This is a genomic window from Flavobacteriales bacterium, from assembly GCA_030584065.1.
Lineage (GTDB): Bacteria > Bacteroidota > Bacteroidia > Flavobacteriales_F > PHOS-HE28 > PHOS-HE28.
The window spans coordinates 1,547,365-1,563,275 of record CP129489.1 but is presented as its reverse complement, the minus strand read 5'-3'; the positions used below and the strand labels follow the sequence as shown (position 1 = coordinate 1,563,275).

Sequence of the window (15,911 nt, the reverse complement as noted above, 5' to 3'; positions counted from 1 at the left end):
GATGGTGCCTCAGCGCTTCTCGATCTCCAGGATCACGGCCACGGCGTTGTGCGAGGCGGGGGCCGAGAGGCCGAAGGTCTCCCCGGCGCGATAGGCGGCCTGTTCGCCCGGCATCAGCTCTTCGCCCAGTGCCGCTTCCAGTCGCTGGGCGAGTCCGGCACCTCCCGCTGCCATCATGCGCTGGTTGATGAGCGGATAGTCGAGCGGCTGGTTGGCCACCAGGATCGCCATCGCATCGCGGCTTCCGGCCTCATCCACGGTGAGGCTGTGGTCCCTGGGGAACTGGCGCATGCCGGTGGTGCCGCAATAGGGCGAATGCTTCGGCGTGTACGGGAAGAGCACATAGGTGCTGCCATCGGTCTCCTCGCCGAAGAGGTAGGTGTAGCACTCCAGGTTGTTGGTCAGCTCCACCTTGAAGCGCGTGCCCGCCGGCACCGGCCGTTCCGTGCGGAAGGTTCGGCCGCCCCGGTGCTGAAGCGCGATGTGCTCGCCGGTGGCCGCGCCTTCCGCATCCACCACGGCCAGGCCGAACCGCAGGTCGTAGCGGTCGGGGCGCTCCTCGGCGCTGGCGCCCATGGGATATACAGCATAGGCCTCCTTGGTGAAGAAGGCGAAGGCGTCGTAGGGCACCCAGGCGATGCCGTTGCGCCCCCACTCCGGCCCCCAGCTGTTCATGATCTGGAAGGCTCCGCCCTGTCCGGCTCCGAGCTTGTAGTCGTCGTAGCCGATCACGCACATGGCGTGCCCGCCGAAGCCCTGCATGCGGGTGTCCTGCTGCGTGGGCAGCCACACCTCCTGGCCGGCCATGCCTTCCATGAAGCTGCCGCCGACCAGCATGCCGATGACCACGGGCGAGCCCTGGGCCAGGTATTGCTTCATGGCGACCATGTCCACCGGGCTGTTGGGGTCGTCGGTGCGGCTGAGGCGCTGGTAGCCCTTGATGCGGAAGCGCGTGGCGCTGCGCTCGGTCTCGGCATCGGGCTGGGCGCTGCAGTCGCTATCGGTATAGGCGAAGCGGCTGAAGGGGACGGCACCGCGCTGCAGCATGTCGTCCATGGCGCGCAGGATGTAGCTGCCCTGGCAATCGCTCCCGTCGATCTTGATGCGATTGTACATGAAGCTGGGGCTGAAGGCCGTCGTCCCTCCGTCGCCGGACGCCTGGTTGTGGATGATGCTCCTGGCCGCGTAGGCACTGGCCCACGCCACGCAGCTGCCCTGGCGGCCCTGGTTCCGCCGCTCTGGCGCGAAGCGCTCCAGGCTGGCGCGCTCGGGAAGCGGGGACCGCACGTTGTCGGTGAGGGGCTCATACACCTCGGCTTTGTCGTATTCGGCGGGATCGAGCGTGGCACCGCGGGTGAGCTGGGCCAGCAGGTTGCCGCCATCGGCCTGCTGCATCATGCCGCCGCAGCCATCCAGCCCGCCGAGGAGCCAGACGAGGCCGAGGATCACCGCGCCGATGAGCAGCAACTTGGGGTTGCGCAGCAGCAAGGGGAGGAGCGCTCCCAGGAGGCCGGCACCGCCACCGCGACGGCCTCCGCCGGAGGGCATGCTGGGCCGATTGCTCGTGCCGCCGCCGGGGCGGTCAGGGGTCATTCGTATGGGCATCGCGCAGGGGGTTGGACGGTGGGGCTTGCAGCCGCCTCCTGTAGGGGTGGCCGGGAGGCCTGTCATCCGTCATGGTGGTTATGGATGACGTGGTCGAATTTCGCTCACAAATGCGGATTCCATGTCATTGAGCAGAACGATTGCCCTCTTCCTTCTCCTGCCGATGCTGGTGGCGTGGGCGCCGAGCATCGCGGTGGCGCAGAATCAGGATGCGCACCTGGTGCTCAAGCTGCAGGCATTCGATGCCGATGCGCATGCGCGCTTGCAGGCCGAGGTGGCCAAGGATCGGTCCATGAGCCTGGAGTATGCCTGTGAATGGAGCGGCGTGGTGGTGCTCAAGCTCACCGATGTGCCGCTGTCGGACCGGGCGGATGCCATCACCTATGTCCGCCGGCTGCTGCAATCCGCGCGGGTGGACAAGGGCGCGGAGTTCCTCAACGTGCACTTGGAGGCGCGGGGCACGGGCAAGTGCTGATCCATCGGGCGGCGGCCTGCGGGTACCTTTGCCGCCCTCATGGAGTGCACGCGCATCGGCTATGCCGCCACCAGGCGCTTCACCCGGCTGGTGGAGGAGCACGCCGGGGGCGATGCTTTCCTGGATGCGTTCCGCTCCTTCCCGCCCACGCTGGACGGGTTGAGGGCAGCCGCGCAGCAGCGGTCCTTCCCGGCGGCATCGCGCACCGTTCTGGTGGAGGCGCTGCGCCGGCAGTACAGGGGATCGGAGCCCATGGCCGCCGTGGAGCGCAATCTGGCGCTCCTGGCACGTCCTGATGCGCTCGCCGTCACCACCGGTCATCAGCTCTGCCTGTTCACGGGGCCGCTCTACGTCCCGTTCAAGCTGCTGAATGCCATCCGCCTGGCGCGCACCCTCAGCGACGATCTGGGTCGGCCGGTGGTGCCGGTGTTCTGGATGGCCACGGAGGACCACGACCGCGCCGAGATCGACCACGCATGGCTCGGTGAGCGACAGGTGCACTGGCCGGGTACCGCCGCCGGGGCCGTGGGCCGCCTGCCCCTGGAGGGCATCGCCCCCGTGGTGGAGCAGGCCTGCACCCTCCTCGGCAGCGGAAGCGAAGCCGAGGCCCTGGGGCGCTTGCTGCGCGAATGCTATCAGCCTGGCCGCACGCTGGCCGATGCCACGCGCCGGTTCGTCCATGCGCTCTTCGGTCGGTTCGGGCTGCTGATCCTCGATGGCGACGATCCCGCGCTCAAGGCGCTGTTCGCGCCGGTGATGCGCGAGGAGCTGCTGAATGGGATCACCGAGCAGGCGGTGCGGTACGCCAATGAGCGGCTCGCCGTGCGCCATGCCGTGCAGGCCCATGCGCGACCGATCAACCTGTTCCACCTCAGGCCGGGGCACCGTGCGCGCATCGAGCGCGACGGCGAAGGCTATCAGGTGCTGCACGGCGGGCCGCGATTCGACCTGGATGGCCTGCTGGCGGAACTGGAGCAGCATCCGGAGCGCTTCTCGCCCAACGTGCTGATGCGCCCGCTCTACCAGGAGACCATCCTGCCCGGCATCGCCTACATCGGCGGAGGAGGGGAGCTGGCCTATTGGATGCAGCTGAAGTGGCTCTTCCAAGCGGTTCGGCTGCCCATGCCCGCGGTGCTGCTGCGCACCAGCGCCGCCTTCCTCACGGTCAAGCACGACCGCCAGCGCCGTGAGCTCGGGCTCGCGCTGGAGGACCTCTTCCTGCCCGCCCACGCGCTCATGGACCGCGTGGCCCATGCGGCATCCGGTCGCTCGAGCGCGCTGCCGCAGGAGCGCGCGCTGCTCGACAGCCTGTCAGCTTCGATCCGCGCGCGTGCCACGGCCATCGACCCCACCTTGGGCCCGAGCATCGATGCCGCAGCGGTGCGCATGCAGCGGATCCTGGCGCAAGCGGAGGCCCGCATGGCCAGGGCCCTGCGCCGGCGCGAGGCGGTGCACCTGGGCCGTGTGCAGGCCATGCTCGACGCCCTGTTCCCCGGGGGCGGGCTGCAGGAGCGGCGCCACGGCATCCTGCCCATGCTGGCCGCCAGCGGCCCCGGGGCGCTCGATGCGCTGCTGGACGCACTGGACCCGCTGGATGCGCGCTTCACGATGGTGGTGGACGGCTGAGCGGGCCACTCCGGGCGGGCTGGCTACTTTTGGCCGACCCTACCGTTCACGTATCCCGCCACTGTCTTGTCCGAGCGCATCCTCATCCTCGATCATGGTTCGCAGTATACGCAGCTCATCGCCCGCCGTGTCCGCGAACTGAACGTCTACTGCGAGATCCATCCCTACACCCGGGCCCGCGAGCTGGCTGCCGATCCGGCGGTGAAGGGAGTCATCCTCAGCGGGAGCCCGAGCAGCGTGCACGATGCCCATGCGCCGGATACGGACCTGGACGGCATCCTCGGCCGGATACCCGTGCTGGCGGTCTGCTATGGCGCCCAGCTGCTCGCCAAGCGCGCCGGTGCACCGGTGGAGCGCAGCCGGGTGCGGGAGTATGGCAGGGCCCACCTGAGCACCATCGTCGACAGCCACCTCTTCGACGGCATCCAGGCCGGAACCCAGGTCTGGATGAGCCACGGCGACAGCATCACCGCGCCCAGCGAGGCCATGGACGTGATCGCCAGCACCAAGGATGTCCCCGTGGCCGCCTACCGGCTGAAGGACCACATGACCTTCGCCGTGCAGTTCCACCCCGAGGTGTACCACACCACCGACGGGCTGCAGCTGCTCCACAACTTCGTCATCGGCATCTGCGGATGCGCGGGCGACTGGACGCCGCACGGCTTCGTGGAGCACACCGTGGCCAGCCTGCAGCAGCAGCTCGGCGATGACCAGGTGGTGCTGGCCCTGAGCGGCGGCGTGGACAGCAGCGTGGCCGCGCTCCTGCTCGACCGTGCCATCGGCGATCGCCTCCATTGCATCTTCGTCGATAACGGACTGCTGCGGAAGGATGAGTTCGCGCGCGTGCTGGAGAGCTACCGTCACCTTGGCCTCAACATCACCGGCGTGGACGCGAAGGCCGAGTTCTATGCCGCGCTGAAGGGGCTCGAGGAGCCCGAAGCCAAGCGCAAGGCCATCGGCCGCACCTTCATCGAGGTCTTCGACCGCGAGGCGCACCGCATCCAGGATGTGAAATGGCTGGGCCAGGGCACTATCTATCCCGACGTGATCGAGAGCGTGAGCGTGAACGGCCCCAGCGTCACCATCAAGAGCCACCACAACGTGGGCGGCCTTCCCGAGCGCATGAAGCTGCAGGTGGTGGAGCCGCTGCGCCTGCTCTTCAAGGACGAGGTGCGGCGCGTGGGCCGCGAGCTCGGCCTCGACCCCAACATCCTCGGCCGCCATCCCTTCCCGGGGCCCGGCCTGGCCATCCGCATCCTCGGCGAGATCACGCCCGAGAAGGTGGCCCTGCTGCAGGAGGTCGATCACATCTTCATCCAAGGCCTCCGCGATGAGGGCCTCTACGACCAGGTGTGGCAGGCCGGTGCTATCCTGCTGCCGGTGCGCAGCGTGGGCGTGATGGGCGATGAGCGCACCTATGAGAATGCGGTGGCCCTGCGCGCCGTCACCAGCACCGATGGCATGACCGCCGATTGGTGCCACCTGCCCTATGAATTCCTGGCACGGATCTCGAACGCCATCATCAACCGGGTGAAGGGCGTGAACCGCGTGGTGTACGACATCAGCAGCAAGCCGCCCGCCACCATCGAATGGGAATGATCGCACGCGTTGAGGGGTTCAGTGCCGGCCTTCCGGGCGCCGCCGGCGCACCTTGCAGGCTGCTGCTCGCGGTGTGCCTCCTGCTCTCCCCGCTCGCTTCCCGGGCGCAGGAGGTGCGCACCATCGATGGGAAGCGGTTCACCGTGCATGCCGTGCAGCAGGGGCAGACCCTCTTCGCCATCTCCCGCGCCTACGCCGTTCCCGTGGAGGAGCTCCTCAAGGCCAATCCCGCGGCCCGCGATGGATTGTCCATCGGCCAGGAGCTGCTCATACCGCAGGCGGCGGTGGTGAAGAAGGAGGCGCGCACGGCGCCGGTCATGGCCAAGGATGGCGAGCTCATCCACACCGTGGCGCGGAAGGAGACCCTCTTCGGCATCGCACGGCGCTATGGCCTCGACATCAACGACCTGCTCGAGCGCAATCCGGAGCTCACGGAAGGCCTGAAGGAAGGCGTGCAGGTGGTCATCCCGGTGAAGGCGGCGCCTCCGGGCGCCGATGCCGCGCTGCGTCCTGCTGAGCCGGTGCACCTGGTGGAGCACACGGTGCAGCCGGGTGAGACGCTCTTCGGCATCGGGCAGCGCTACGGCGTGCGGCCGGAGGAGATCCAGCGCGCGAACGATGGGCTGCCGGAAGGCCTCAAGGCCGGGGCCATCGTCCGCATCCCGCAACGGGGCGAGGCGCCCCCGGTGATCCGTGCGGTGGAGCCCGTCCGTCCGCCGGGCGAGGTGCGCCGCATCGGCTTCCTGCTGCCCTTCTCGGTGCAGCGCAACGACAGCGCGCTGGAGGCCACGGCCCTGGCGACCGGCGGCCCGCGGTTCCATGAGGCATCGCGCATCGCGGCGCAGTTCTACGCCGGCGCGCTGCTCGCCCTCGATTCGCTCGAGCGGCAGGGGCTCCGCGCCGAGGTGACCGTGATCGATGTGGGCGATGATCCCGCGCAATGGACCGCTGCGCTCAAGGATCCGGCCATCGCGGGGGTCGAGCTGTGCATCGGGCCCTTCCATCGATCGGCCATCGAGCAGCTCGCCCGCGCGCAGCCGCGGCTGCCGGTGATCTGCCCGGTGCCCCAGTCCAACAAGATCGTGCTCGGCCTGCCCAACGTCAGCAAGGCCTCCGCCTCGCGCAGCGACCTGCTGAAGCATGCCGCCCGCTTCGTGGCCGCGAAGCATGCCCGCGAGAACATCATCGTGCTGCGCCCCGACATCGCCGGTGAGCGCGACCTGCAGGAGCAGGTGCTGGCTGCGCTCAACACGGCGGTGGGCAGCCAGCCCGCGCGCCTGCGCGACAGCGTCAGCATCGTGGCCACGGGCCGTCGCGACATCGGTGCCTTGGCGGCGCGGCTTGATGCGTCGGCGCTCAACGTGATCGTGGCGCCGAGCGAGGACGTGGAGTTCGTGACCTCCTTGGTGACGAAGCTGAAGCCCATCGCCGCCAAGCAGCGCATCCTGCTGGTGGGCACGGAGGCCTGGCTGGGCATGGCACCGGTGGCGGCCGCCGACCTCGATGCACTGGGCTTCTCCTTCGCCGCCGGGTCCTTCATCGATCCGCTGGAGCCCCGCACCGCGGCCTTCATGCGCCGGTTCCGCGAGCGCTTCCACACCGACGTGGATGAATATGCCGCTTTGGGGTTCGATGTCACCTACCAGAGCCTGCTGGGCCTGCTGGGCACTGAGGGTGCGGAGGGGTGGCGATGGCCCGCCACGTCGGCCGAGCCATTGCACATGGGCTTCCGCATGAGTCGCACGGGCCCGGAGAACGGCTTCCGCAACGAGTATGCGGTGATGCTGCAAGTGAGGGACCTGAAGCTGGAGCGGGCGCAGTAGGGTATCGGACCGCGCTCATGCGCCTGGGTGCGCACTGTGCTGGGCTCGCCCCAATGGCGATTACGCAGCTGAGCGCCAGTCAATTACCCCCCCCCCCCCCCCCAAGCTGGTTCCCGCCACTTCGTCCATCACGCTTCCGGCGCTTCTTCTCGCGCTTCCAGTCATCCTGCTTCGCCTTTAGGCGCACGTACTCCTCGAAGGCGCGCAGAAAGGCCTTGCGCTTGCGGTGCTTCCGCTTGTCCTTGGGTTTCCGCCGCGATGCGTCGGAGCTCTCCAGGTGAACGATGCGCAACTGCTCATCCGCAGAGGGTTCGGCCTGTGCCGCGGCCGGGGAGCCATCCTCATGCACCCAGCGCTCCGCATCCACGCCGAAGGCCTTCTTGATGCGGGCGAGGAGGTGCGGCTTCGGATGCGGGTTGCGCAACAGGCGCGACACGTTGCTCTTATCCATGCTCAAGCGCTCGCCGGCCGCTTTCAACGTGAGGCCCAGGGAGAGCAGGAGCTCCTTGAATCGTTCCGGGAATCGGCTCATGGCATGCGGAAGGGGTGAAGCGCGCCGCCTTGGAGGACGACATGATACGGAATAGGATGCGCCATACGGCGGATTGAACATAGCGCAGGGAGGGTGGATTCGCAACCCGGTAGCGGAGAGTGGCGCATCCCGATTGAGGAGAGGAAGGCGCTATTGCGCAACGGGCGCACGCTTTCGCAACAGATCCGCAACGCGGTTGCGTGGAGTTGCGGCTCCTGGTCCGAAAGGTTTGGGCAAGGCCAACACCGGCCTTAACCCAAAACCCGTTGGACCATGAGAAACACGATGTCATCCCGCTGGAAAGCGGGACGAACCGCTGCCTTTGCAGCAAGCCTGGCCGCATGGTGCGGCTGGGGCGGGATGGAGGTGATGGGGCAGGCCGATGCGTGGATTACCTCCACAGCAGCGAGCAATGGCAGTGGCAATTGGACGAACATGCTGGGCGCGCCCGGGAGTACAGTGGCCTTGCCTGCGCCCGGCGGAGCCTTGGGCTACAACGGCCAGGCCGCCCGCTACTCCCAGCACATCCGCACCAACGGCAGCGGCCAGCTCATCTTCTTCGAGGTGGATGGCAACCTGTACGATGGGGATGGATATCTGATCGCAGACGCGCGCAGCCAGACCTGCTCGGAGTGCCTGGCTCCCGGAGTGATGGAGTTCGTGAGTGTACCCGTACCAGGAAGCTGCGACAAGTACTATCTGTTCAGCAGTGTTCCTAAAGGCACCTACGACTACTCCTACGTGCAAGCGGCAATTCTGGACATGGGCGAGGACAACCCCAGATTCGGTAACCAAGGCAGCACCTGCAATCCGAAGAAAGGCCGGCTCCTGGGCATGCTGGATGGCGAGCTCCTCGACATGCCTCAGTTCTCCGAATGGGCCAACTCCGGCGCCCTGGCCTTCGAGCCGGGCGTTGTGACCACGACCCCATACGTAGCGCGCTTGCCCATCGACCAGTTCGGCAAGAGCACATCGCCCATGCTACGCGTAGTCGAGGGTTCTGCGCCTGGGTCTCCGTCCTGGCTCTTCGCCATCATGGTCACCAAGACAACCGTTTACAAGATCACGGGCAATGGGGTGTTCCGCGTGAACCCGGTGCCCACGCACGACCACTTGCCCACCGGCAGCACCGGCGATGTCTCCACCTTCAAGAACTACCAGCGCGATGCCGATGCCAGACTGCTCCCGAATGGCCATGTGCGTTTAGTGCAGGTTGATCTCGGGGGCTACAGAGCCTACCCGAACAACAACGCCAGCACGTCCTACAACGTGCTGTCCATGGACTTCGACCCCAATACAGGGCAGGTGGTCCAAAGCGGCGGCAACTACGCCGTTCGTGGGCATCAGCTCTTCTATTGCAATGCCTTTCCGTCAGGGGTTACAGGCTTTGCCGGTTGCGCCCTCAGCCCGGATGGCGCGGGTGCCTACATCGTAGGCCGCATCAGCGCGGATTGCACAACCTCATCCCCTTGGTTCGGCTACGTGGACCTCATCACGGGCGCCGCTACGAACCTCACTGCCGCTTTGCCGAACGTGGCAGCCTACACCGAGAGCCGTTTCTACAGGAACCGTGCGCCTTCCGGATCCGGCGAGGCCATCTACGTCCCTCGTGCGGGAGGGGTCGATGCCATCACCGGCATTGCCAACCCGGCCTCCATCGCGGTGGTGAACGGCGCATTGGCTGGCCACGCGCCGCAGCTGCAGGTCTCGCCCGACATGGCACCGAGCAGCTTCACGCCATATCCGCGCTTCCTGGACATCGCCGTCCAAGGTGACACCCACCTCTCGGCCACCAACCTCGCCGCTTGCTGCACCTACTTCCAGACGGTGCCAGGCGCCGTGGTGGGAGGTCATACCCAATTGCAAGGCATGCAGCCCAGCACCTGGAATGCGGCCACCAACCCGCTGCAGCCCGGGAGCAACACGCTCGTGTTCAACTGTGACCTGGTGGTGGAAAGTGGTGCCAGCCTCACGCTCAACAACCTCACGCTCAAGTTCACCAACGGTGCTAAGGTCATCGTGAAGCGTGCCGGCTCGCTCACTACGAACAACACCACCTTCACCAGCATCACTTGCCCTGGTGAGCGCTGGCCTGGTATACGCGTGGAGGGCGACTCCAACGACCCAACACAATCCCAAAGCATTCAGGGGAAGATCACCATGACCAGTTCCACGGTTGCCAATGCTCAAGTAGGCCTGTGGACCGCCCGCGAGTTGGACATCAGTACACCTGTGAACGGCTACTTCGGTGGGAGGGCGCTTGTCCAGAGCACCACTTTCCGCGATTGCATCAACGGTGCGCGCATCACGAACTACCACCGGTACCTGAATGGTGCGGAAGCGAACTACTTCGGGAACTTCCACAACTGCACCTTCGAGACCACCGCCGATTGGCCGGGTGGAAACCCCGGCGCCCACATCGACATTCAGGACGTGAACGGCGTGCTCGTCACCAACAGCCGCTTCGTGAACCAGGTGCCGCAGAACTGGAACCGCTGGCAGCGCGGCGTGGGCATCCGTTCCTACGATGCGGCCTTCCGCTGCTTGGGCTATGGCAACGCCAACAGCCGCTTCGAGAGCCTCACACTCGGTGTCTCGGCCCACGTGCCGGATCCGGCGGAGGTGTATAGGGTGGATGGCATGCGCTTCTTCAACAACAGCCACGGCCTGCTCGATTGGGGCAGCACGGGAGGCGTGGTCACGAATAACCGCTTCACCACCATGGCCAATATGCCCTCTTTGGGCCAGACCAGCGTGGGCCTCAGCCTCTTCAATGCCGAGGGCTACACCGTGGAGCGCAACACCTTCACCGACCAGGGCACCAGCGTTCCCAGCGTGGGCATCCATTTCCTGGGGCAGAGCTACCAGAACAATGAGGTATACGACAACGAGTTCAACAACCTCAATGTGGGCTGCCTGGTGGAAGGCAGGCATGCGGCGTACAACGCGCCTGCTGGTGAAAGCCTTGTGCCCGGCCTGCAAATGCGCTGCGGCGACCATTTAGGCAACCTGGCCGACCAGGTAATCCTCTGGAACGGCTGGATCCGCCACAACCAAGGCCTTGGCGAGAACACCCAGAAGCTCGCCAACAACCGCTTCCTCAGCAGCGTTACCTGCGACCCCGGTAACAGCACTGCACCCAGTGTGCACACCTACGTGGCGGCATGGCAACCCACCGGCCTCTACGTGAACTACCACTACTATGGCCATGCCAGCAGCCCCCAGCAACGACAGGACTGCATAGAGGATCAGTTCGGAAACCCGCTCTCCTATACCGGGGAAGTGTTCTACGACCTGAACAGGCATGAGCAGGCTGTTGAATTCGACAAAGAGCGGGATTGTCATTCGGGCAAGCTCGATGCTGTTTCACCCGGTGGCGGGCACATGGCCTTGGCGGGCCAGTACACCTTGCGGCAGGCGGAGCTGGCCAGCGCCTGGCAGAACTACCGGGGCACCATGGACCGCATGAAGACCGGCGACCTGGTGGGCATGATCCATCACCAGCCCTGGCACCCCAGCCATCTGCTCCGGGATACGCTGCTGGGCAACTACCCCTTGAGCGATTCAGTGATGATCAACATGCTTAAGCGCGAGCAGCCCATGGACGCGTGGCACCTCACGCAAGTGCTCATCCAGAATAGTCCGCTGAGCCCATGGGTGTGGGGCTATGTGGAGGATCCGAACCTGATCCCGCTCTATTTCTACAACCTGCTGAAGCAGTACGACCAGGGCATGGGCCTGAAGCAGTTGCTGGAGCAGGAGATCGTTGCGCGCCAGCAGGAGGCGCAGTTCACCAAGGTGCTGCTGCTCGATTCGCTCGCTAACGACAGCACGGTGCTCAATTGCCTTCAATTGATTGACGGTCTGCTACAGGCCGATTCCCTTGGCGATGGCTTGCGAGGCCGCTACCTCTTGGCGCTTTTGAACGGCGATGACGCGAAAGCCGCGCAACTGGCCGCTGCCCTCACCTACGCGAAGGGCGTTGAGGGCCTCTTGGAATGGGGCGCTCTGTACCAGAACCACAACGGCGATTGGACCCAGAGCACCCCGGCCGATCGCGACGAACTCTACCAGATGGCCATGAGCCACGCACCCTCGGGCGGCGCCCTGGCCTGGGCCACGCTCTACCAATTGGCAGAGATCGACAGCCTGCCGACCCCAGAGCTGCCGGTGATGTTCAAGAGCCGGCCGCGCGGGCGGAACTCCATGGATGAGTTGACGGCCATTCCAGTGATTACCGCGATGCCCAATCCGGCTACGGACCGCATCGCCTTCACCTACGGCGAGGGGCTCGAAGAAGGCGTGCTGGAGATCCACGATGCGCAAGGCCGTCTAATGCGGACCATTGCGCTCAATGGCCGCAAGGGTTTGGTGGAGAGCAACGTGCGCGGCTGGGCCGATGGCCTCTACGTGGTGCGTCTTATGCTCGATGGCTATAACTTGGGCAGCACCAAGTTCAACGTGGTCCGATGAGCTTCCGGCAAGTTTTGATGATGATCCTCTTGGGTGGGTGCCTTCGGGCATCCGCCCAAGGGGGTTTCATCGTTCATTTCAACGATCTGCAGGCGGGGCGTAGCGGAGCGGGCATCTCTGTAAGGGAGGTGCCGGATGGATACCTCGCATTCTGCCATCAATATTCGCACGATGGCACGGGGAAGCTGCACGTATTCACCCGAAGGCTTGATCAAGAAGGCACAGTGCAGGGCGAATTGGAGTACACCTACGGCGACAACCGCCACTACGATATCGGCTACATCGATGCGCTGGCCGATGGGAACGATGGGAGTTTCCTGGCCAGTGTCCCTGAAGGATGGGGCTACGGGGACACGACCTTCATCTATAGGTTCGATGCGAGCGGGAATAGGATATTCCGGTTGCCATTTCTGGTGTATCCGGCCGAGGATTCCGTGAACAGAGCCATCCGTCAGTCGCGCGCGACAATGGATGATGGGTATGTGCTCGGGGGGTTCTGGCAGCAGCCCGGTGACGTACAGGCTTTCTTGATCAGGCTGAACGCGCAGTGCGACACGTTGTGGACGAGGCGCATCGGCCTCGCGTCTCAGAACGAGGTCATACTAGGTCTGGATCAGTACACCGATGGCGGCTTCGTGCTCACGGGCTACCGCCAAGCCACGAGCATCTTCAACTCCAGCTTCCTGATCCGCACCGATGCCAATGGCAACCCGATCTGGACGCGCTACTACGGCGGTTACGCTACGCAGAATGGTTCAGTGAAGGTAACGGCAGATGGCGGCATCGTGACCTGGAGCAATTACCGCGAGCCGAGTTGGCCGTCGGAATACAGCCAGGTGATGCTCACCAAATGGAACGCGGTCGGGGACATCGTCTGGCAGAAGGAAAGCCACTATGGTTTTAATGTGGGAGCCCGTGACTTCGAGGTGCTGCCCGATGGCTCCTTCATTGGGGTGGCCTTCAGCGCGGCGGCGGGCCTCAACGGCATGCTCTGCAAGTTCTCTCCGCAAGGCGATAGCCTGTGGACGCGGGGCTATCAGGTGGCCCATGGCCCGCATTACCTCAACGATGTGACCCTCACCAGCGATGGCGGCTTCGTCTGCACCGGCGAGGCCAACCGCATGATGCCGATAGACGCGCCCAACTTCCAGCAATCGCAGACCATCTACGTGGTGAAGACCGACAGCCTTGGCTGCGTGGTGCCGGGCTGCCACACGGTGGGCGTGCAGGAATACGCGTTGGATATGAACCAATACCTGAGCATCGCACCCAACCCTGTGGCCGCTGGCCAGCCGCTGCGCATCCGCTTCGAGCCGCCACCAACGTTCACGCCCAACGGCCCATTACGGGTGGTGCTGCTGGATGCCACCGGCCGCAGGGTGCACGAGGAACAGATGCGCGGCACAACCTGCAACCTTGCAGCCTCCAACCTCGCAACCGGCCTGCACTACCTGCACCTCACCGATGGCACACGGTGGTTGGCGGGTGCGAAGGTGGTGGTGGAATAGAACGAGCAACGGTGCGGGCGCGCCGCGGCAGAGGTGATAGTTGCGTTGGTGCGGCAGGGTCCCCTGCGGGAGACCCTGCCGAGGTTGAGGGGCTATTGAGCGCCAGGGCATGCTGAACTTGATTGATTTGCTTGACGCGGTGCATGCCGATGGGCGTGATGAGGGCGAGCTGAGCCCAGTGGAACAAGCGCAGCTGCAGGCATTGGTGAACAATCAATACGACCGCCCTGCCACCTGGGCGCAGAACATCCTCTGCTTCCACTACGGCATCTGCCGCGCACCGCTCACCGGCGGCAGCGAGGAAGAAGGCCCCAAGGCGCGCAAGCTGCCCGTTCAAGAAGCAGCTGCGGCAGCCAGCTTCACGCTGGCGCCCAACCCCGCGCGCAACTGGACCTCGGCCAAGCTCGCTGGCCGAATTGACGAAGGTGAATTCGTGCTGCGCGACGCGCTTGGCCGGATCGCGCTTCGCCAACGTGTGGTTGCCAACGGTATGGATCAGGTCCTCGACCTGCGCGGCCTTGCTGCCGGGCAGTACACCGTGGAGCTGCAGCAGCTAGGCCTTACCTTGGATGCGCGCAAACTCAGCGTAGAGTGATCGAGGAACTCAAACGAGCAACGTCTGGCGTGGCCACCCTGGTGGTGGCCACGCTGGGCCTTGCCCAACAGCCCTTCAATCTGGATATGGGCTTCAGGACGAGCATACAACAGGTTTCCGTGAATAGTGTTCTTCCATTGCCGGATGGGAATGTTCTGATTTCCGGCATGTTTCGGTATCCGGGTGATGCATCTTGGAGAACTGGTGCGCGCTTGATGCAGGACGGAGCTTTGGACCCCACCTTCCCAGCTTACCCCTCTATGGGTGGTAGGATTACGCCGTGGCAGGATAAGATCTATGTCGGTCTTTCGCAGACCGTTCGGAGGTTGCTTCTGAATGGCAATGTGGATCCTTCGTTTCAACATCTAAACGCTAATGCTCCACTATTTTCCTCGCTCCAAGGCGGGGACTACCATGTGTACCCCGATGGGCGCATCGTGATCAGCGGTGCGCACACGCTGAACGACCCGGAGCATGGCTTCGTGGGCTTGTACAACCTGATCTGGTTCACCAATACGGGCCAGTTGGATACCACCAAGCACCACCGGCGATGCGACGAGGTGCTCTTCGAGTTCGAGGAGCAGCCGGATGGGAAGTTCCTGTGCTCGGGAACGATGACCGAGTATGAAGGAGTCCCGGTTAGTCCTGTTTTCCGAGTGCATCCTGACGGCGGATTGGACCCGTCGTTCAGCCCCGTCCTGCAGTCGTGGGGAGGCGCTTACAAGTTCCTGACCCTTGCGGATGGGCGCATACTGGCGGGCGGCTTGTTCAAGCTTCCCGGCAACGACACGATTTACAGCCTTTTGCGGTTCATGCCGGATGGCTCCATCGACCCAACCTTCAACCTGCTTGACTTCGGGGTTGCCTTCAATCCGAACAGCGATTTGCCAAGTGTTAGGGATATTCACTTGCTGAGCGATGGCCGCATGATCGTGACGGGCTGGTTTGATCGGATAGACGGCCAGACCCGCGGGGGCATCGCGATGCTATCGGCTGATGGAGCGTTGCTGCCTGGTGTATTCGAGGGCGAAGGATGCGGCATGTACAACTACAATGGCACATTATATCTGGTTGTTGCAGGCATTGCACCCTCGTTCGATGGCAGCTACTACATCCACGGTGCCTACCACGGCTACGACGATGGCACCACCAACGACCCCACGCAGCGCTTCGTGAGCAGGCTGTACGGGTTGGATGTGGGGGTGCGGGAGCACGAGGAGATCAGTTTCACGCTCTACCCCAACCCGGCCAGTGCATCGGTCACGCTCGAATTGGGGCAATTGCCTGCTGCTAGCGTTCTGTTGCTGCGCGATGCGCTGGGACGCGAAGTGCTACGCGAGCGCGTGACCACCCACCAGCACACGCTGGGCCTGCACGGGCTGGGCAGCGGCGTGTACCTGATGGAGCTGTGGAGCAAGGGGCGGCGGGTGGGGGATGAGCGGGTTGTTGTGGAGTAGAACGAGCAACGGTTGCAGCCGCAGGCTACGATGGATCTGCGTTGTGGCGCGTAGCCACAGGCTACGCGCAGTGAGGGGCGGAAGAAGTGGAAGTGCGCGACGCCCTTGGCCGCACGGTATTGCAACAGCGCATCACCAGTGCCAGCATGGTGTTGGACTTATCGCGGCAAGCCGAAGGGCTGTACACGGTGGCGGTTCGGAGCAAGGGGCGCGCGCCG

General features: G+C 64.7%; 10 protein-coding genes. 8 read left to right on the top strand and 2 right to left on the bottom strand.

Going from position 1 to position 15,911, the window contains the following annotated elements; translation table 11 throughout:
* Positions 1 to 9: 9 nt before the first annotated feature.
* Positions 10 to 1,593 carry a C1 family peptidase gene (locus QY325_06940; protein WKZ67656.1) on the bottom strand — a complete coding sequence of 528 codons (1,584 nt, stop codon included), beginning with the start codon at positions 1,591 to 1,593 and terminating at the stop codon, positions 10 to 12.
* Positions 1,594 to 1,726: 133 nt separating this feature from the next.
* Between QY325_06940 and QY325_06935 the strand changes: the two genes are divergently transcribed.
* The 4 genes from QY325_06935 (at position 1,727) to QY325_06920 (ending at position 7,128) form a co-directional block, all read left to right on the top strand.
* Complete coding sequence (locus QY325_06935; protein ID WKZ67655.1) at positions 1,727 to 2,080, top strand: hypothetical protein; 354 nt, start codon at positions 1,727 to 1,729, stop codon at positions 2,078 to 2,080.
* A 39-nt stretch (positions 2,081 to 2,119) separates the two neighbouring features.
* Complete coding sequence (gene bshC / locus QY325_06930) at positions 2,120 to 3,706, top strand: bacillithiol biosynthesis cysteine-adding enzyme BshC (protein WKZ67654.1); 1,587 nt, start codon at positions 2,120 to 2,122, stop codon at positions 3,704 to 3,706.
* 66 nt (positions 3,707 to 3,772) lie between these two features.
* The gene (gene guaA / locus QY325_06925) at positions 3,773 to 5,305 is read left to right on the top strand and encodes a glutamine-hydrolyzing GMP synthase (GenBank protein WKZ67653.1); all 1,533 of its coding nucleotides are present in this window, start codon (positions 3,773 to 3,775) and stop codon (positions 5,303 to 5,305) included.
* Entirely contained in the window at positions 5,302 to 7,128 is a 1,827-nt protein-coding gene (locus tag QY325_06920; GenBank protein WKZ67652.1) for a LysM peptidoglycan-binding domain-containing protein, read from the top strand. Before guaA ends, QY325_06920 begins: the two co-directional genes overlap by 4 nt.
* Positions 7,129 to 7,207: 79 nt before the next feature.
* On the opposite strand, the gene QY325_06915 is transcribed toward QY325_06920, so the two are convergent.
* Complete coding sequence (locus QY325_06915; GenBank protein ID WKZ67651.1) at positions 7,208 to 7,660, bottom strand: helix-turn-helix domain-containing protein; 453 nt, start codon at positions 7,658 to 7,660, stop codon at positions 7,208 to 7,210.
* Positions 7,661 to 7,933: 273 nt separating this feature from the next.
* Here QY325_06915 and QY325_06910 point away from each other — a divergent pair, with 273 nt between their 5' ends.
* The 4 genes from QY325_06910 (at position 7,934) to QY325_06895 (ending at position 15,693) form a co-directional block, all read left to right on the top strand.
* Positions 7,934 to 12,133 carry a right-handed parallel beta-helix repeat-containing protein gene (locus QY325_06910; protein ID WKZ67650.1) on the top strand — a complete coding sequence of 1,400 codons (4,200 nt, stop codon included), beginning with the start codon at positions 7,934 to 7,936 and terminating at the stop codon, positions 12,131 to 12,133.
* Positions 12,134 to 12,150: 17 nt separating this feature from the next.
* The gene (locus QY325_06905) at positions 12,151 to 13,641 is read left to right on the top strand and encodes a hypothetical protein (protein ID WKZ67649.1); all 1,491 of its coding nucleotides are present in this window, start codon (positions 12,151 to 12,153) and stop codon (positions 13,639 to 13,641) included.
* A 109-nt stretch (positions 13,642 to 13,750) separates the two neighbouring features.
* Entirely contained in the window at positions 13,751 to 14,236 is a 486-nt protein-coding gene (locus QY325_06900) for a hypothetical protein (GenBank protein WKZ67648.1), read from the top strand.
* Entirely contained in the window at positions 14,233 to 15,693 is a 1,461-nt protein-coding gene (locus QY325_06895) for a T9SS type A sorting domain-containing protein (protein WKZ67647.1), read from the top strand. Before QY325_06900 ends, QY325_06895 begins: the two co-directional genes overlap by 4 nt.
* The last annotated feature ends 218 nt before the right edge of the window (positions 15,694 to 15,911 follow it).